At 38.5% G+C, this 18,183-nt stretch carries 22 protein-coding genes and 1 rRNA gene; 16 read left to right on the top strand and 7 right to left on the bottom strand.

All coding sequences use genetic code 11. The annotated features are described in order from the left end of the window. Positions 1–181: 181 nt before the first annotated feature. Positions 182–850 (bottom strand): SDR family NAD(P)-dependent oxidoreductase, encoded by a 669-nt coding sequence (locus M3183_RS15210; protein WP_251470979.1) that lies wholly within the window; start codon positions 848–850, stop codon positions 182–184. A gap of 115 nt (positions 851–965) precedes the next feature. On the opposite strand from M3183_RS15210, the gene M3183_RS15205 reads away from it, so the two are divergent. Continuing rightward, positions 966–1,289 carry a YfhH family protein gene (locus M3183_RS15205; RefSeq protein ID WP_251470977.1) on the top strand — a complete coding sequence of 108 codons (324 nt, stop codon included), beginning with the start codon at positions 966–968 and terminating at the stop codon, positions 1,287–1,289. A 67-nt stretch (positions 1,290–1,356) separates the two neighbouring features. Here the strand turns inward: M3183_RS15205 and M3183_RS15200 are convergent, their stop codons facing one another. Then, positions 1,357–1,533, bottom strand: a complete 177-nt coding sequence (locus M3183_RS15200; protein ID WP_251470976.1) for a small, acid-soluble spore protein K — start codon at positions 1,531–1,533, stop codon at positions 1,357–1,359. 130 nt (positions 1,534–1,663) lie between these two features. Between M3183_RS15200 and M3183_RS15195 the strand changes: the two genes are divergently transcribed. Continuing rightward, the gene (locus tag M3183_RS15195; protein ID WP_251470975.1) at positions 1,664–1,933 is read left to right on the top strand and encodes a YfhJ family protein; all 270 of its coding nucleotides are present in this window, start codon (positions 1,664–1,666) and stop codon (positions 1,931–1,933) included. A 79-nt stretch (positions 1,934–2,012) separates the two neighbouring features. Here the strand turns inward: M3183_RS15195 and M3183_RS15190 are convergent, their stop codons facing one another. After that, entirely contained in the window at positions 2,013–2,993 is a 981-nt protein-coding gene (locus M3183_RS15190) for a metal-dependent hydrolase (RefSeq protein ID WP_251470974.1), read from the bottom strand. Between the two features lie 116 nt (positions 2,994–3,109). Between M3183_RS15190 and mutY the strand changes: the two genes are divergently transcribed. Next, positions 3,110–4,234, top strand: coding sequence for an A/G-specific adenine glycosylase (gene mutY, locus M3183_RS15185; protein WP_251470973.1), 1,125 nt, complete (start codon positions 3,110–3,112; stop codon positions 4,232–4,234). A 139-nt stretch (positions 4,235–4,373) separates the two neighbouring features. Here the strand turns inward: mutY and M3183_RS15180 are convergent, their stop codons facing one another. Further along, positions 4,374–4,565: a hypothetical protein gene (locus M3183_RS15180; RefSeq protein ID WP_251471073.1), complete on the bottom strand. Its 192-nt coding sequence runs from the start codon at positions 4,563–4,565 to the stop codon at positions 4,374–4,376. Positions 4,566–4,675: 110 nt separating this feature from the next. On the opposite strand from M3183_RS15180, the gene fabL reads away from it, so the two are divergent. From fabL to M3183_RS15155, 5 genes are all read left to right on the top strand, one after another. Then, positions 4,676–5,425, top strand: a complete 750-nt coding sequence (fabL, locus tag M3183_RS15175) for an enoyl-[acyl-carrier-protein] reductase FabL (RefSeq protein WP_251470972.1) — start codon at positions 4,676–4,678, stop codon at positions 5,423–5,425. A gap of 66 nt (positions 5,426–5,491) precedes the next feature. Then, complete coding sequence (locus M3183_RS15170; RefSeq protein WP_251470970.1) at positions 5,492–5,812, top strand: gamma-type small acid-soluble spore protein; 321 nt, start codon at positions 5,492–5,494, stop codon at positions 5,810–5,812. A 151-nt stretch (positions 5,813–5,963) separates the two neighbouring features. Continuing rightward, a complete protein-coding gene (locus M3183_RS15165) occupies positions 5,964–6,218 on the top strand; it encodes a YgaB family protein (RefSeq protein WP_251470969.1) in 255 nt (84 codons plus the stop codon). A 167-nt stretch (positions 6,219–6,385) separates the two neighbouring features. Then, positions 6,386–6,916 (top strand): nucleoside tri-diphosphate phosphatase, encoded by a 531-nt coding sequence (ntdP, locus tag M3183_RS15160; protein ID WP_251470968.1) that lies wholly within the window; start codon positions 6,386–6,388, stop codon positions 6,914–6,916. Between the two features lie 73 nt (positions 6,917–6,989). Next, positions 6,990–8,756, top strand: a complete 1,767-nt coding sequence (locus M3183_RS15155) for an ABC transporter ATP-binding protein (protein WP_251471072.1) — start codon at positions 6,990–6,992, stop codon at positions 8,754–8,756. A gap of 14 nt (positions 8,757–8,770) precedes the next feature. Here M3183_RS15155 and M3183_RS15150 read toward each other — a convergent pair whose 3' ends face one another. Beyond that, on the bottom strand, positions 8,771–9,853 hold the full coding sequence (locus M3183_RS15150; protein ID WP_251470967.1) for an FUSC family protein: 1,083 nt from the start codon (positions 9,851–9,853) through the stop codon (positions 8,771–8,773). Between the two features lie 187 nt (positions 9,854–10,040). Beyond that, positions 10,041–11,336, bottom strand: a complete 1,296-nt coding sequence (locus M3183_RS15145) for a glutamate-1-semialdehyde 2,1-aminomutase (protein WP_251470966.1) — start codon at positions 11,334–11,336, stop codon at positions 10,041–10,043. Between the two features lie 476 nt (positions 11,337–11,812). Between M3183_RS15145 and M3183_RS15140 the strand changes: the two genes are divergently transcribed. From M3183_RS15140 to perR, 6 genes are all read left to right on the top strand, one after another. Next, positions 11,813–12,826, top strand: coding sequence for an ABC transporter ATP-binding protein (locus tag M3183_RS15140; protein WP_251470965.1), 1,014 nt, complete (start codon positions 11,813–11,815; stop codon positions 12,824–12,826). Further along, a complete protein-coding gene (locus M3183_RS15135; protein WP_251470964.1) occupies positions 12,819–13,610 on the top strand; it encodes an ABC transporter permease in 792 nt (263 codons plus the stop codon). Before M3183_RS15140 ends, M3183_RS15135 begins: the two co-directional genes overlap by 8 nt. Before the next feature lie 3 nt (positions 13,611–13,613). Continuing rightward, positions 13,614–14,399: an ABC transporter permease gene (locus M3183_RS15130; protein WP_251470962.1), complete on the top strand. Its 786-nt coding sequence runs from the start codon at positions 13,614–13,616 to the stop codon at positions 14,397–14,399. Positions 14,400–14,504: 105 nt separating this feature from the next. Continuing rightward, positions 14,505–14,897 carry an ion channel gene (locus M3183_RS15125; RefSeq protein WP_251470960.1) on the top strand — a complete coding sequence of 131 codons (393 nt, stop codon included), beginning with the start codon at positions 14,505–14,507 and terminating at the stop codon, positions 14,895–14,897. Between the two features lie 76 nt (positions 14,898–14,973). Then, positions 14,974–15,441, top strand: coding sequence for a thioredoxin-dependent thiol peroxidase (gene bcp / locus M3183_RS15120; RefSeq protein ID WP_251470957.1), 468 nt, complete (start codon positions 14,974–14,976; stop codon positions 15,439–15,441). Positions 15,442–15,923: 482 nt separating this feature from the next. Beyond that, positions 15,924–16,361, top strand: coding sequence for a peroxide-responsive transcriptional repressor PerR (perR, locus tag M3183_RS15115; RefSeq protein ID WP_251470955.1), 438 nt, complete (start codon positions 15,924–15,926; stop codon positions 16,359–16,361). Positions 16,362–16,404: 43 nt separating this feature from the next. Here the strand turns inward: perR and M3183_RS15110 are convergent, their stop codons facing one another. Continuing rightward, positions 16,405–16,755, bottom strand: a complete 351-nt coding sequence (locus M3183_RS15110; RefSeq protein ID WP_251470953.1) for a YgzB family protein — start codon at positions 16,753–16,755, stop codon at positions 16,405–16,407. A gap of 152 nt (positions 16,756–16,907) precedes the next feature. Between M3183_RS15110 and M3183_RS15105 the strand changes: the two genes are divergently transcribed. Then, positions 16,908–17,783 (top strand): nucleotidyltransferase-like protein, encoded by an 876-nt coding sequence (locus M3183_RS15105; RefSeq protein ID WP_251470951.1) that lies wholly within the window; start codon positions 16,908–16,910, stop codon positions 17,781–17,783. Positions 17,784–18,053: 270 nt separating this feature from the next. Next, positions 18,054–18,183: ribosomal RNA gene (locus M3183_RS15100) — 16S ribosomal RNA — on the top strand; the annotation flags it as partial.

The raw sequence follows: 18,183 nt of genomic DNA, 5'->3' as shown, positions 1-18,183 counted from the left end.
TGGCTAGCTCAAGCGGCCCTAGCCCCTCGAGGTCAAATAACCATCTGCCATAAAAGTCAAAAAAAGAACTTTTATGGCAGAAGAACTATTGTTAGTCTTTAGGCTGATCGCTAAGAGAAACTAATAAGAATAATCCTTGCAGGAACAAGCTGTTCTTGTTTTCGAAGGCTCTTACGCCGTTCTAATTCTCAATAATAATTTCGTCCTGATCCATTTTATCAATAATCATTTCTGCCACTTCTTTAGCGGACATCAGGCCTGACGGGTTTTTTACATAGTCGCTTCCTTCCCAGAAAGGTGTATTCATCCCGCCCATATATACAGCATTAAATTTAATTTTCGTATCTGCATATTCTTTTTGCAGGCTTTCTGTAAATCCTCTTACTGCAAATTTACTGGCACAATATCCTGCTTCCTGAACTTTCCCTCTTATACCGGCAGTAGAAATAATGTTCATTACCAGCCCTTCACCTTGTTCAACAAGCACAGGCAAAACAGTTTTTGTCATGAGAATGGTACCCAATACATTGGTATCTAACATTTCCCTGATTTGTTCCTCACTAGTATTCGCAAAATATCCAAAATGACCTACACCAGCATTGTTTACCAATCCGTAAACTGAATATTGACTGCTGATTCCATCCATCTTTTTAGAAATATCTTCACTGCTGCGAATATCCAGTGTCAGGATATCTGCCTTACCACCTGTCTCTTCAATTTCCTTTTTCGCGCTGGCTAATGTTTCTTCTCTTCTTCCTGTTAATAATAAATGGTACCCTTTTTTCGAAAATAATAGTGCTAATTCTTTTCCTAATCCGGTGCCTGCCCCGGTAACAATAATTGTTTTCATGAACAAAAATCTCCTTAAAATGCGGGTGCAAAGTACCCTGCCAATTGATATTTTCCTTTATTAATTTTACCAAAAAAATTATACTAAGATAAAACGATATTTGGGAGTGAAACAAATGCAGCAGGAGAGACGGTATAGTGATATGACAGAACAAGAATTATGGCAGGAAATTGCGGGACTGCAAGAAAAAGCACGTAAAGCAGAGCAGCTAGGTTATGTCAATGAATTTGCGGTTTTAGAGAGAAAAGTGCAGATGGCACGAGCATACTTGTTAGATCCGAGCCAATTTAAGCCTGAGCAAGTTTACGAAATTGAAGGTGCTCCAGGTGAATATTTTAAAATTGATTACATTAATGGTGTATTTGCATGGGGATATCGATTAGGCGGCAGCGGAAAAGAAGAAGCATTGCCAATTTCCTTGTTAGGCAAACTGAAATAATAAGTTGAGACAAACCAGAGAACTGATCCCTGGTTTGTCGTGTTTTTTGAAATCTTGCTTTACATATTTATTGCCAAACTTGCGGTGATTCGTCGTCACGTTCACCAGAAGCCCGCATCCGTTCTTGCGGGTGCGTATTAATGGTGCCGTCCGCTCTTTTCGATGCATATTCCGCTTTTGCGCGCGGTTCTCCCTCTAGCTTATTATTATTTTGGTTGGGGAAGTTACGCTCTTTATTTCTCATGTTATACCTCCAAGAAAGGGAATGAGGAGCGTGAAAAGCAAAGCTTTTTTTTGCGATGCTTACCACGTAAATTTATTATTTGCCTAAATGCTTTTCTTATGATAAAAGAAAATGGTAAAGGGGTGTTAGAATGAATGACTATCATGAACGGTTAGCAAAGAAACTGCTTGAAAAAAATGACCATCTTTCCTATTACCAAGCACGCACATGGGTTGAATTGTTATGGGAGGATTTCGAAACGACCTATGCCAGGGCAGGCGAGGAATACATGGGAAGTGAAATGACGGAGAGAATTGTCAAACAATGGATCGAAAATTATGGAGATAAGCTGCATGAGTTTACTGCGGTTAATCCCAAATACAAGCATTTTTTGGAACAGGACAAGTATACATTGCATTAAAATGAAAATGGGCCCTTAAGTGAGCCGCAAAGGAATAAATATAAAAAGCGGTGACGAATTGTGTCACCGCTTTTTATATTTATCCTGGTAAAACTCCTAATTTTTTTCTTAATTTTTTTTCGCTGAATACCCAGCCGGTATAGGAGGTAATCGGCTTTAAATTGTTATCCAGCTGTACCACTGCAACAAATGGGTAATGACCATTGCTTCGGTAGCGTAAATCAATAAACCGGACTTCATAATAATCATCAAATTCATCCACTTCCCAGCGGTAAACCGGCGAGAAGGAGAGGAAAGCTGAAATATTCGGATCCTTTTTCGCTGCTTCTATAACAGGTGTGTCCGGCACTGGAATACGTTTAAACCGATCTAGAATTTCTACTTTGCCGTCCAAGGATCTGCCTACGAAAAAGATTGTTTCATTCATGGCTGCAATCCGCCACTGGTGAAACTTCATCGTTGGGGCAACGATGATATCCGTTGCATCAGGAATGAGTACACGCACTTCCATCAAGACCCGTTTCCTTGTCTGATATCGCTTAAAGTAATAACCAATGATGATAAAATACATTAAGAGAAAGGTAAATCCCGGATGTGCTCCTAATATCCATGCCAGAATGCCAAGAACATGAATGGTAAAAATAAATGGGTCAAATGTGTTGATCCAGCCTAATGCCACCCATTTGGAACTAAGCGGCCTAAGGGCTTGAGTGCCATAAGCATTAAAAATATCAACAAAAACATGGATAAATACTGCAGCAAACGCCCACGCCCATAAATGGAGAAGGTTCGCTCCCGGGAAAAAGGCATATAGCACAGCACTGATTAAAAGCGGCCATAAAACTACTGCCGGCATGGAGTGAGTGACGCCGCGATGATTTCGAATATAAATGGCATTATTCCTCAATTTTAAAACTGTATCAATATCAGGTATTTGAGAACCAACAATGGTTGCTATTATCACGCTTGTTGTCGTGACGTGACTCCCAGCGACTACTGGATCCAGTGTTGCCAGACCGCCAAGTGCAATTCCCATTACAACATGTGTTCCAGTATCCAAAAAAATTGTCCCCCTTAAATATCCTTGTCAAATCCGACAAAGTGGATTATCGTAAAACGAGTTACTTTTATTATATACCCTTTTCATCGTTTGTTTATTAATATGGAGGAAAAAGTATGTCGATTGTACTAAAAAATATAGAAAAAATGAATATAGAAAGTTTTCAAAAAGACTTAATTGATTGGTTTAAAAGAGAACAACGGGATTTGCCATGGCGAAAAGACCAGGATCCATATAAAGTTTGGGTTTCGGAAATTATGCTGCAGCAAACAAGAGTCGATACGGTTATTCCATATTTCAATCGGTTTATGGAGTGGTTTCCTTCCATTGATGATTTGGCTGATGCCGATGAAGAAAAGGTTCTAAAGGCTTGGGAGGGTCTGGGCTACTATTCCAGAGTGCGAAATTTACAATCTGCTGTTAAAGAAGTGAGGGAGCAATACAATGGCGTTGTACCTGACACTCCTGAAGAGATTTCCAAGCTTAAAGGGGTAGGGCCGTATACAGCGGGTGCCATTTTAAGTATTGCTTACGGCCAGCCGGAGCCTGCGGTTGATGGGAATGTAATGAGGGTAATTTCAAGAATTCTTTCCATTTGGGAAGACATCGCTCGTCCGGCAACAAGAAAGGTGTTTGAACAGGCTGTTCGTGAACTTATTTCCCATGAGGATCCTTCTGCTTTTAATCAAGCTTTAATGGAACTAGGTGCGTTAATATGCACACCGACTTCCCCAGCATGTCTTTTATGTCCGGTTCGAGAGCATTGCCGTGCTTTTGAAGAAGGGGTGCAAAACGATCTGCCGGTAAAAACGAAAAAAACGAAAACACGAAATGTTCAGCTGGCAGCGGCAATTTTAGAGGATAAAAACGGGAAAATCCTGATTCATAAACGCCCTTCCACAGGACTTCTTGCAAACTTATGGGAATTTCCAAATGTAGAAATAGAACACCCATTAGATAAAGAACGAGCACATTTAGAAGAGGCTTTTAACAGCTTACTCGGTTTAAACATTCATTTAGACAAAATTATAGGCCAGGTGGAACATGTCTTTTCTCATTTAATTTGGAATCTTAAGATTTACATTGGAAAAATAAATGTTGTCTTGGAGGAAAGTGAAGAGTGGAAGCTGGTTTCAGAGGGAGAATTAGAACAATTTGCTTTTCCGGTTCCTTATCAGAAGATGTTTAAGATTTATTTGAATTCACTTGAGAATGGAGAGTTATTCGCTGAAAAAGAGTAGAAAAATTCGCCCCTCTGGAGTCGCCAATAGGCCTTATTGTTGACCAAATCATGGAAAGACTTAACAGATGGCTGCCAATTGATTTTTATTGGCGGCCGAAAAAATTAAATGGATCCTTCTTCGGCCGCCAATCCCAAAATTAAAGCTTAAGCTGCTGGGTTCCGCCCCTGATTTGAATTTCATCCATAATTTCGCGGTGAATAGTCTGCCCTTCTGTATTTAAATAAGGCATAATCTGTTGCAGTGCATGATGAAAATACCCCAGTTCCTCATCCTTCCAATCTGTAATCGACATCATTGATAATTCGGTCATATCCCGCCCGGCATACATCATTCACATACTCCTTTCAAGCAATCTTAAGTTAGTTTTTTGTATAAAAATTGTCTTCTATTCAAAGAAAAGCTAAAATAATAACATTACATAAAGAGGGGAAAAAATTCATGACACAAAAAGTTGCATTAGTTACTGGAAGCAGCCGGGGGATTGGGAAAGCTACTGCCCTTCGGCTTGCACAAGAAGGATATGACATTGTTATCAATTATGCGAGAAGTAAAAAGGGGGCAATGGACACCGCCGAACAAATTGAGGCATTAGGAAGAAAGGTTTTAGTTGTAAAGGCAAATGTTGGCGATGTCACTAAAATTAAAAATATGTTTGCCCAAATCGAAGAGGAATTTGGCCGCTTGGATGTTTTTGTCAATAACGCCGCATCCGGTGTACAGCGTCCTTTAATGGAGCTTGAAGAACATCACTGGGACTGGACATTAAATATTAACAGTAAGGCACTATTGTTTTGTGCTCAAGAAGCTGCAAAATTAATGGAGAAAAGCGGCGGCGGGAAAATCGTCAGTATCAGTTCATTAGGTGCCATCCGCTACTTAGAAAACTATACCGCAGTAGGAGTATCAAAAGCAGCAGTAGAAGCTTTAACAAGATATTTAGCCGTTGAATTGGCGTCGAAAAATATTATTGTGAATGCTGTTTCTGGCGGTGCTGTTGATACAGAAGCATTGAAATCTTTCCCGAATCGGGAGGAACTGCTTCAGGAAGCTGCAGAAAAAACACCAGCAGGAAGAATGGTGGAAATTGAAGATATGGTGAACACTGTCATGTTTTTACTTTCTGACCAATCCAGTATGATTAGAGGCCAAACGATTATTGTAGATGGCGGCATTTCATTGCTCGTTTAATTTTATTATTTTTTTCGGATAATCTTCACGAACCGGGGTAAATTAAAATTCGTGGAGGTGATATCAATGGCAAAATTCAATCAACAGCCAAACAAAACTTCTGCTGGAACTAATATCCAGGAAGTTAGACAACAAAATGCACAATCGACTGGTGCAGGTTCTGCAGGACAATTTGGTACTGAATTCGCAAGCGAAACAAATGCTGCAGAAGTTAGACAGCAAAACGCTCGTTCCGCTCAAGCAGGTGGTTCTGCTCAAGCAGGCGGTGCTGCTGGACAATTCGGAACAGAATTTGCAAGCGAAACAAATGCTGCTGAGGTTAGAAAGCAAAACCAGCAAGCAGAGTCTCGTAAAAACCAAAATGCTGGCAAATTTGGCCAAAGCTAATTAAACATATTTATTTGGAAGGCGCTCCTCATTCGGAATGGAGTGCCTTCTTTTTTCGACAAAACTTCCTTTCACTCTACAGAAATAGTCAAAGGGAATTATCTCTTTTATAAAGAATACATAAGGGTACTTTAAAATAGGTGGTGAGGAAATGAATGATTTTAATCGATTAGTTTCTGAACAGATGGCAACAATGGAAAAATTGCTGTTTCTGCAGGCAGAGCTTGAGCGCTGTCAGGACATTCAAGCGGAACTTCTAGCCTTGCAAGATAAAACAGATCTTGAAAGTATCCAAATAGAAATTCAACAAATGAAAAAAGAATTAAAAGAAATACAGAACATTTTTGAAAAGCAAACAGAAGAAGTCATTAATTCCTACCGGGAAATGGATCTGACTCCTTCCTAAAATACGTAAAATTTTCAAAGAGCCAATGGGAAATATGGCTCTTTTGTTTTAAATTCTTGTCATAACCGTTATAATAAGAAGAAAAGGACTATTCTTTGTTGCCTTTTGTCGGTAAATTTTTTGGTAAGATAGGTTACAAAGTGTTCGGAATGAAGGTAGGGGAGAACATGGGCGTACCCATCGAAGGTGAACCAGTACAAATACATAGTTACAAACACAATGGGCACATCCATCGCGTCTGGGAAGAAACCACCGTTTTAAAAGCATCGCAAAATTTAGTGATTGGCGGTAATGACCGTACATTGGTGACGGAATCAGACGGCAGAACCTGGATTACAAGGGAACCTGCCATTTGCTACTTTCACTCACAATATTGGTTTAATGTGATTGGAATGATTCGTGAGGACGGCATTTATTATTATTGTAATATCAGTTCACCATTTATTTTTGACGGTGAGGCACTAAAATATATTGATTATGATCTCGATATAAAAGTGTTCCCTGATATGACTTTTAATTTGCTGGACGAGGATGAATATGAACGTCATCGGCGTGAAATGAATTATCCCGATGTCATTGATCAGATTTTGAAACGGAATGTCGATAAATTGATTCACATGATTAGACAGCGGACTGGTCCGTTTGCACCTGATTTTATCGATATATGGTATGAACGTTATTTAACGTACAGACGATAGTGGTGTTTAGTGTATTAAACGCCTGTTGACATGTTCAACAGGCGTTTTCCATGTAATAAAAGGGGGGATTACACTGGAGAGTATCCGCAGGTATCTTGCATTTGTCAAACCCTACCGCTGGCAAATTATTGTGACAATCATCATTGGAATCATTAAATTTGCGATACCGCTCATTCTTCCACTATTACTTAAATATGTGGTAGATGATATTCTGCAAAATCCCAATTTAGCCGGTGATGAAAAAGTTCATAAATTATTGGTTATGATGGGAATAATGGTTGTCATTTTTATCGTTCTTCGGCCGCCAATTGAATATTACCGTCAATATTTTGCACAGTGGACTTCCAATAAAATATTATTCGATCTACGCGGTGCGATGTATGAACATATTCAAAAATTAAGCTTTAAGTATTATTCGAATACTCGGGCAGGAGAAATCATTTCACGCGTGATTAATGATGTGGAACAAACGAAAACTTTTGTCGTTACAGGTCTGATGAATCTTTGGCTTGATATGGCTACCATTATTATTGCTATTATTCTTATGTTTTCTATGAATGTGAAGCTGACGATTGTTTCTATTTTGCTTTTTCCGCTATATGCTTTTTCTATCCGCTATTTCTTTGGAAACCTGCGAAGGTTAACGAGAGTCAGGTCCCAGGCATTGGCAGAAGTTCAAAGCTATTTGCACGAACGCGTTCAGGGAATGTCGGTAATCAAAAGCTTTGCCATCGAAGAACACGAACAAAAACAGTTCAATAAAGTGAATTACAATTTTTTAGATAAAGCGTTAAAGCATACAAGCTGGAATGCCAAATCCTTTTCTGTTGTTAACACGATAACAGATATTGCCCCATTGCTTGTCATTTCTTATTCTGGCTATCTTGTAATTGAGGGCAGCTTGTCATTAGGAACAATGATGGCGTTTTATGCCTATATTGATAAGCTCTATAATCCGCTAAGAAGACTGGTCAACTCATCAACAACCATTACCCAATCATTTGCTTCTATGGACCGGGTATTTGAATTTATGGACGAAAAATATGATGTGGTGGATGCTCCTGATGCTGTGGAATTAAGGCAGGTAAAAGGGGAACTTTCGTTTGAAGGTGTTTCCTTTTCCTATAACGAAGGGGAAGAAACCGTGTTGAAAAATATCAACATCCATGTAAAACAGGGAGAAACAGTTGCTCTTGTTGGGATGAGCGGAGGCGGAAAATCGACGTTTGTCAGTTTAATTCCGCGATTCTATGACGTAACAGATGGGGGCATTCTGCTTGATGGGGTGGACATCCGGAAGTTTAAGGTACAGTCCTTAAGAGATAAAATTGGCGTCGTTTTTCAAGATAATATACTTTTCAGTGAATCGGTCAGGGATAATATTTTACTAGGGAAACCGGATGCTGCGGAAGAAGAAGTGATCAATGCAGCCAAAGCGGCTAATGCCCACGAGTTTATTACCCATCTTGCTGAAGGATATGATACAAAGGTTGGGGAAAGAGGGGTTAAACTTTCCGGAGGACAAAAACAGAGAATTGCTATTGCACGGGTATTTTTGAAAAATCCACCCTTGCTTATTTTAGATGAAGCTACATCAGCACTGGATTTAGAGAGTGAACATTTAATTCAGGAGTCACTCGAGAAATTAGCCAAAGAACGGACAACTTTCATTGTTGCCCACCGTTTATCAACGATTACTCATGCAGACCGAATTGTTTTAATTAAACATGGCCGAATCGTGGAAGTGGGCACACATGATGAACTGATGGAAAAACAAGGGGATTACTATAAACTATTTCAGGTCCAGCAATTGGAACATCAAGAAACCGAAGCAAACTAATCTGCTTCGGTTTTTTATTCATTATTATTATCTTCAATGGATATTTTATTATGATGATAAGAGTGGAAACTTGTAATCAATTTATCCAGGTGCTCGACCTGTTCACCATAATCAATAATAGAGGCAATAATCTGCATCGTATGGTAAACAAGAGGCTCGTGTTCTTCATCCCCGGCAAGTTCTTTTTGATAGCTTAAAAAGTAATGAAATAATTCTTCTCTATTAAATAATACATTCTCTTCAGGATAGGGAGCAGGCGTTGGGATTTTTCCGATAAAGCGAAGCATTAGCTGTTCATGATGATAGACAATTGAATCCAGCTGCTCCTGGGTGGATAGCTTAAATTTTTCCTGAAACCCTAAAAGTTCATTCTCATAGCGGTGAATCCGTTTCAGTGTATCCAGCGCTTTTCTCGCTGTAATTGTCATTTGCCGGTACACTACCAGCTTACGTGCCTTTTCTAAATCATTCTTTTTAAATAGCTTTCGTTCTTCTTTGTATAGTTTATATAACTGTTCCATGGAATGAACGTTTTCTTTTAATTTTTTTATATCCTCTTTAAGAAGATGATGGTCATAATTATGACGGATGCTTAGTCGAATCCACTTAATCATTTCTTCAGTTGTATGGACAATTTTTAAATAAAGCTTATTTTCATATTTTGGCGGCATGAACACGAGGTTCACAATAAATGCCGAAAAAACTCCAATCATTATAGTGGAAAAACGAATTCCAGCGAACTGAATAAAACTCATGCTCGTCGTTTCCATAATAGAAATAAGTGTAACAAGGGAAAGTCCAATGTTATTCTCAAGCTTTAATTTAAGATGAAGAATAATAACAATAATTGCTGCAAGTCCAATCACAATAAAATGATTTCCTAAAATCAGAACAAAGATGACGGCAAGAACTGCACCAATTACATTCCCTTGAATTTGCTCAATTATTGTTAGATAAGATCGATAAATGGTAGGCTGAATGGCAAAGATAGCTGCAATCGCTGCGAATACCGGTGAAGGGGAATGGAGCAGCTGAGCAATATAAAGTGATAAAACAATAGCAATTCCCGTTTTTAATATGCGGGCTCCTAACTTCATTTTTTAGAATATCCTTTCAAAATAGGTTATTATAGTAATTTGCTCATTTAAACCATAAAGTACTATACATGGATTAAAACATATTATCAAGAAAAATTATATGTTTAAATTTCAAATTGTTGCAGAAATTGAAAGAAAAATAAAACGCCCGCTAAAAAGAGAAGCGGACGTTTTATGGGGATTAACATTACTCAGATTTTAATGCAGAAAAAGCGTTTCGTACAGCATGTAAGGTTGCTTCTACATCCTCTTCTGTATGAGCGATGGTCAAGAACCATGCTTCATACTTGGAAGGCGCAAGATTAATTCCTTGGTGGAGCATCAATTTAAAGAATTTCGCAAACATTTCGCCATCTGTATTCTCGGCCTGTTTATAGTTTTCGATTTTTTCTTTTGTAAAATAAACGGTAAAGGCACCTTTTAAGCGGTTGATGGTGATGTCAATGTTATTTTCCTTGGCTGCTTCTAAAATTCCCTCTTCAAGCATGGCACCAAGGCGGTCTAAATATTCGTATAACCCATCTTGTTTTAAAACCTCAAGGCAGGCAATCCCCGCTAACATCGAAGCAGGGTTCCCGGCCATGGTTCCTGCTTGATAAGCAGGTCCAAGCGGTGCTACTTTTTCCATAATGTCTTTACGGCCGCCGTAAGCTCCGATTGGCAGCCCGCCGCCGATGATTTTCCCCATCGCTGTTAAGTCCGGCTTCACTCCTAATAAATCCTGTGCGCCGCCATACATAAAGCGGAAAGCAGTAATAACCTCGTCATAGATGACAAGTGCCCCTGCAGCATGAGTTAATTCATTTACCTGTTCTAAGAAACCAGGGTTAGGCTCAACAATACCGAAATTACCGACAATCGGTTCTACTAAAACTGCAGCAATGTCACCGCCCCATTTTTTTAGTGCTTCTTTAAATGGCTCAATATCATTGAACGGAACAGTAATGACTTCCTGTGCGATTGATTTCGGCACGCCAGCGGAATCAGGTGTTCCAAGTGTAGAAGGACCAGATCCAGCTGCTACAAGGACAAGGTCAGAATGGCCGTGATAACAGCCTGCAAATTTGATGATTTTATCGCGGCCGGTATAGGCCCGTGCAACACGGATGGTCGTCATTACTGCTTCGGTACCAGAATTGACAAAACGGACTTTATCCAGTGAAGGGATGGCTTCTTTCAGCATTTTGGCAAATTTCACTTCATGCGGTGTCGGTGTTCCATAAAGGACTCCAGTTTCTGCAGCATGTTTAATGGCCTCTGTAATATGTGGATGTGCATGGCCGGTAATAATGGGGCCATAGGCTGCAAGATAATCGATGTACTGATTTCCGTCGACATCCCAAAAGTAAGCTCCTTGACCGCGTTCCATGACTACCGGTGCACCGCCGCCAACTGCCTTATAAGAACGAGAAGGACTGTTAACACCGCCCACAATATGTTCTAATGCTTCGTTATGTAATTTTTGTGAATTGGAAAATTGCATGATTTTTCCTCCTGTTTTTTTACTTTTATCCCGCATTAACGGGCAGTATGACCCCCGCTTCAAGAGTTAGCACATGCAGGAAGTATAACTGTCCGTAAAAGCCCGATTGATTCAACTAACAATCAGTGGGATGAGAAAAACCCCAGCTGAATGAAGTTCCACTTTATTTTATCATTTTTTCTTTGTTTTAACTTTTTGACTATTTTATCAGGCAGGAGGATTGGTTTAAAAACTGTAGAAAGATGTGGGAAATTGCTTAAATCATTTTAAGTCTGCAAATTGGATCTGGAAGGTAAAAATAATGCGGATTTGCAAATAAAATGTTCAAAGCCGCAAAGTAATCGGTTAGACTCGCAGATATCCATTCAAAACCAGCAAAACACTAGACAAAAAAACCTCATCTGTGCATCAAAGTTGTGTTCCTCTCCTAATTTAGCTAAACTATTTTTTTAGGTATGTATCGGGAGGTACAAAAAATGAACGCAATTGAAGTGAAGAACTTACGGAAAGAATTTAAAGCATATTCAAGCCGTTCTGGCCTGAAGGGTGCGTTTCGTGACTTATTTACAAGGAATTATAAAATCATTCCTGCAGTTAATGATATTAGTTTTTCCGTCAAACAAGGAGAAATGGTTGGTTATATCGGTGAAAATGGGGCCGGGAAGTCGACTACGATTAAAATGTTAACGGGAATCTTAACACCGACTTCAGGGCAAATTCAAGTGAATGGGATGAACCCTCACAAGGAGCGGGAAAGATTCGTCCAAACAATCGGTGTCGTTTTCGGCCAGCGCTCCCAATTATGGTGGGATATCGCGGTTCAGGAATCGTTCCGTCTGCTCAAAAAGGTCTATAAGGTGTCAGATGAGCAATATGAAGACCATATGCAGCATGTAATCAGAACATTAGATATCGAACCGCTTTTAGATAAGCCGGTACGAAAACTTTCACTTGGTCAAAGAATGAGATGTGAACTGGCTGCGGCCCTCATTCACAACCCGCCGTTGTTATTTTTAGATGAGCCGACAATTGGTCTCGACGTACTCGTCAAACTAAAAATTCGAGAATTTTTAAAAGAAATCAATGAAAAATACAATACGACAATTCTTCTTACCACACATGACTTGTCCGATATCGAGGCATTATGTGAAAGGGTTATTTTGCTTGATGGTGGCAAAGTCATTTACGATGGCGGCTTACATGATTTGAAGGAAAATCTGGCAGACGGAAAAGAACTGCATTTTCAGTTTCTTGAAAATGTGGATCTTCCAGCTGTTAAAAAGGCAACAAACGGAATGCCTGTGAAGTGGGAATACGATGAGAAGGAGCAGGTGTTCATTGCTAATATCGAAAATGATGACCTTCTGATTTCACAGATTATTGCTGTGATTGTGGCTGCATTTAAAATTAAGGACATCAAAATTAACGAGACTTCAACAGAAGAAATTATTCGCAATATCTATGAAAAGGGTGCGGTCGAAGTTGGATAAATATATAGAAATGATACGTGTCCGCTTTTTAATGATGCTTGCATACCGGACTAATTATTACACAGGTATATTAATCTATGGCATCAATATTGGCGCTTACTATTTTCTATGGACAGCTATTTACGGAGGAAAAGAAGAAATTCAGGGGGTGTCGGTCGTACAAATGACCACCTATGTCGCCATTTCATGGATGGCCCGGGCATTTTACTTCAATAATCTTGACCGGGAAATGGCACAGGAAATTATGGAAGGGAAAGTCGCTGTTGAATTAATAAGGCCTTATAATTATCTCGGCATGAAAACGATGCAGGGGCTTGGGGAAGGGATCTTCCGCTTATTTTTCTTTTCGCTGCCAGGACTATTAATTGTATATTTTATTTTTCCAATCCAATTTTCTTGGGATTTAAGTGTCTGGAGCTTGTTTGCACTTTCTATTTTATTGAGTTTTTTCATAAATACGCAGCTGAATTTATTAACGGGAATCACAACATTTTTCTTATATAACAATGCCGGCCTCATTCGTGCGAAACGGGTGATTATTGACTTGTTCTCAGGACTATTGCTTCCAATCAGCTTTTTTCCGGGCTGGGTGCAGTCCATCATGAAATTTTTACCGTTTCAAGGTATCAGTTATGTTCCCAGCATGATTTTCACGAAAGGTTTTACACAACAAGAGGCATGGGCAGCCATCGGTCAGCAGTTTATTTGGGTGATTATTTTAATCATCCCTATCCAATTGCTGTGGTATCTCGCCAAAAAACAGATGGTAATTCAAGGGGGATAAACAGTGTTTTACGTATCCATGTTTTTTCAATATATCTCTCAATACGCAAAGACTAGACTACAGTACCGGGCTGATTTGTTTGTTGAATTTTTTTCTGATTTAATGTCACAGGCAATTAATCTTATTTTTATATTAGTTGTTTTTGGGCATACGGATAAGCTCGGCGGATGGAGCAGGGATGAGATTATCTTTATTTACGGCTTTTTCCTTGTGCCTTACGCTGTATTCTCCGCATTTTTTAACATTTGGAATTTTAATGATCGCTATATTGTCAAAGGAGAATTGGACCGGATTTTAACGAGGCCCATTCACAGCCTTTTTCAAATAATCTTAGAGGGGATTGAATTAGAATCTTTATTAGGAGCAATTACCGGGATAGCTGTAATGGTTTATGCCGGGAGCCGTCTAGGCCTTGCGATTTCCTGGTATGATCCGTTTTTATTTATTTTATTTGTGATTGGCGGTGCCTTAGTGTACGGTGGAATCTTCGTGATGCTTGCCTGCATCAGCTTTTGGGCCGACGCGAAAACATCCATCATGCCAATGATGTATAATATCAGTAATTATGGCCGCTATCCGGTCAATATTTACAATAAATTAATTCGATTTGTTCTGACGTGGATTTTACCATTCGCATTTGTCGGGGTTTATCCGGCTTCCTTCTTTCTTGGGAAAAATGAGTGGTTTTGGTATGCATTTTTAACCCCGGTGATTGGCATCGTCTTTTTTTGTTTATCGGTCATTTTATGGAATTACGGGGTGAAAAAGTACCGCGGTGCAGGGAATTAAATGAAAAATGAGAAACCGGGCAAGTGAAGCCCGGTTTTTTGATATTTTATTGTCCAAGCAGGCATAGAAATAGAGTATCTCCACCGAAGTTAGAGGTGATCATAGGTGATTATTTTCCTCCTGCCAATCGTTTTGTTTTGTATCTTTATGAGTATCCGAACCTTATTTATTCCTAACACGATTAAAGGGAAGCTGGTTTCAGTAGAAAATTTCTTCTATTTATGCACTGTATACTTAACCGTTATCATCGGATTTGGACTAATTTTTTTAATCCTCGAATTAATGGGAATGACAGTGCTGGCTGAGGCAAATAAAGAGCATCAATACAATATCTTTGAAACGAGTTTTTATTTTAGTGCCATGATGCTGTTCTCCGTAGGAAATGGGGATGTCATTCCACAGGGTATCGGCAGAATTATTGCTGCAATGGAGGCGTTAATCGGTTACACCCTGCCTGCAGCATTTGTGGCGAAAGTAATGGTGGAACGCAAAAAATAAAAACAGGAAAGTTGTTTTGTTATAAAACTTTGGTTAGGCTTATAGGTAAGAATATTTTTAAAATGGAGTGAATGAAATGACTGTTGAAATAGGGAAACAAGCACCTGACTTTACATTAGAAGCACAAAATGGGGAGTCCGTAACATTATCCAATCTAAAAGGAAAAAATATTGTTCTTTATTTTTATCCAAAAGATATGACCCCAGGCTGTACAACAGAGGCATGTGATTTCAGGGATCAGTATGAGCAATTTAATGATGTGAATGCGGTCATCCTTGGGGTGAGTCCAGATCCAATCGACAAGCACCAAAAATTTATTGAGAAATACGGCCTTCCATTTCAACTGCTTGCCGATACAGAACATAAAGCAGCAGAAAGCTATGGTGTTTGGAAACTAAAGAAGAACTTTGGCAAAGAGTATATGGGAATTGAACGTTCAACTTTTATCATTGATAAAGAAGGCAATCTGGTTAAAGAGTGGAGAAAAGTACAGGTAAAAGGCCATGTAGAAGAAGCATTAAATTATATTCGGGAAAATCTGTAAATTTCCCACGCCTATTTTTATCAGAAAAGGCATTTGTCCAATGCAAAGATACTTGATTTGAATATCATTTTATTAGGGCATACCTCCTCAGATAAAAACTTTGGGTCCTTTCGGGGGCCCCTTTTTTATGGAAAAAATCCTTTTTCGCAAAATTCCAAGCTGAATAACATGATAATGGAAAAAATGAAATGTTAAAGGATTGATGAGCAAAAATAGTTATTAACGGAGTGAACTTGCATAAAGTTATTTTCATCAGGAAAATTTTAAAGGGAAAGAAATATTTAAAGGAGTTTATCATAAAATACAAACAAACCTTTTTTATGTTAGTCCTGAAATAAGCTGTAGTCAGTCATTGCGCTCATAAAAATCGCTATGTTCCTGGTATTACAATATTGACAAAAGTACTAAAGAATTAGTAAACTAATTATAACAATTATAATTTAATAATTTGTTTTTAATAATATGTTTTAGAAAAGAGGTGCATGGCGATGCAACATTTGAAAGAAGCATTGGATACTCTTAAAGATACTGGAGTAAGGATTACTCCTCAACGTCATGCGATACTTGAATATTTAATAAACTCGATGTCACATCCCACTGCCGATGAAATTTATAAAGCTCTAGAAGGAAAATTCCCAAATATGAGTGTGGCAACAGTTTACAATAATTTACGAGTATTTCGTGAAGTTGGACTTGTAAAAGAATTAACTTTTGGGGATGCTTCCAGCAGATTTGATTTTATTACAACCCATCACTATCATGTGATTTGCAAAGAATGCGGGAAGATTATAGATTTTCATTATCCTGGCTTAGATGAAGTAGAGCACTTAGCTGCACATGTTACTGGATTTAAGATCGATACCCACCGTATGGAGATTTACGGAACATGTCCTGACTGTACAGGGAAAGAAGTGCACTAATATTTAAAAAAGGTGACTTAACCATCTGGCTAAGCCACCTTTTTTATTTTTGCCTTCTGCTATTATATTTCTCATCAAATTCTTTTCCAACTAGATCCGGATCAAGCGTCAATGGTTCACGGCAGTGCATACACATATCTACCCTGCCCAGCATCTTCGTCGGTTTACCACAGCTTGGACACTTCACTTGAATGGCCTTCGTCGAAAGCATTCCAATCCAAAAGTATACGACTGTGCTTGCAATAATAAAAATAAGTCCCAAAATCATTAAAATAGTCATAATAAGGGGAGAGGTACGAAAATAAATTCCTATGTACATAACTATAAATCCAACAAAGATTAAAGCAAGCGCAAAAGTTCGTATTTTATTGATTTTACTTGAATATTTCGCCATGTTTCATCCTCCTAGAGAAACTATACCATATTTATTTTAAAAGGAAAAAAGTTATTGATTTGAAGAATGTCGAAAAATGTCTTAAATTTTAGAAGGAGATTTTTTATTACTGTCGAACATATATTGCTAGCAAGAAAAATGGAGGTTAGACGATGGAGGATATTCTGCGGCCCATTTATCAAGAAAGGGCGAGCCAATCCAATACCTTGGGAGTTTTGTTAATAGAAAAGAAGGAAAAAACGATACTTACAACTGATTATTTTGATGTCATTCTTTTAATTATAGTCAAAGAGGCAGAACAGCCAGTTTTTATAAAACACTATACGTATGACCAGCAAAAGGCTGCCATGCATATTATCTCAGAAGCTCAGCTTCAAGAATGGCTTTTATTGGGAACAAATCGCAAAATTTTTGAATGGCTGCACCATGCAAAGGTTGTTTTTGATCGAAATGAATATGTTGCTAATTTAAAAATGGAACTTCAGGAATTTCCTTTTAATGGTCGAAAAATTAAAATGGGCCTGGAATTTGCGAAATTAATCCGCCGCTATGTTGATGGAAAAACTTTATTTGAAAACAAACAATTTTTAGATGCATACAATCATGTTGTTCATTCTTTACATCATTTGGCTAGATTAGCGATCATTGCAAATGGACTGCATCCTGAATTAACTGTCTGGCGGCAGGTAAAACAAATAGAACCAGAAATCTATAAATTATATGAAGAGCTGGTGAACAGTGAAGAAACTCTTGAACAAAGACTGGAGCTTTTGTTCTTAGCAAGTGAGTTTTTAATCCATTCCAGAACTGAATTGGGCTCAACACACCTAATTGAGGTGCTTAGTAAAAAAGAATCCTGGATGTACAATGAAATGCTGAATGAGAAAGAACTTAAAACGTACTCTGTTGATTTACCGGTATTACTAGAATACTTAATAGAGAAACATATCCTTGAAGTTGTTAATGTAGAAACAAAAGGGCAGGGAGTTTTCCATCGTTGTTATCGTGTGAATCAAAAATTATCGTAAAAAAGTAAAAAAGGTATTGACCATTCATTAAATAATTGGTATATTTATAACCGTCGCTGCGAGACATCATTAAAGCTTTCGCAGTTGGCGGTTAAAAAAGGTGTTGACATAAAGAAACACCTCATGATATATTATAAAGGTCGCTTTTGAGCGATAAAAAATGATTTGTTCTTTGAAAACTAAACAAACAAAAACGTCAACAAACAATAATTATTCATTTCTTAAATGAGATGAAGCCAACGTAATCTTTATGAGCTAATCAACTCAACTTTTTTGGAGAGTTTGATCCTGGCTCAGGACGAACGCTGGCGGCGTGCCTAATACATGCAAGTCGAGCGAATCTTTGGGAGCTTGCTCCCAAAAGTTAGCGGCGGACGGGTGAGTAACACGTGGGCAACCT

This window comes from Neobacillus mesonae (assembly GCF_023715155.1).
Lineage (GTDB): Bacteria > Bacillota > Bacilli > Bacillales > Cytobacillaceae > Neobacillus > Neobacillus mesonae_A.
The sequence above is the reverse complement of the archived record's forward strand: the minus strand, read 5'-3'. Positions and strand labels throughout refer to the sequence as shown.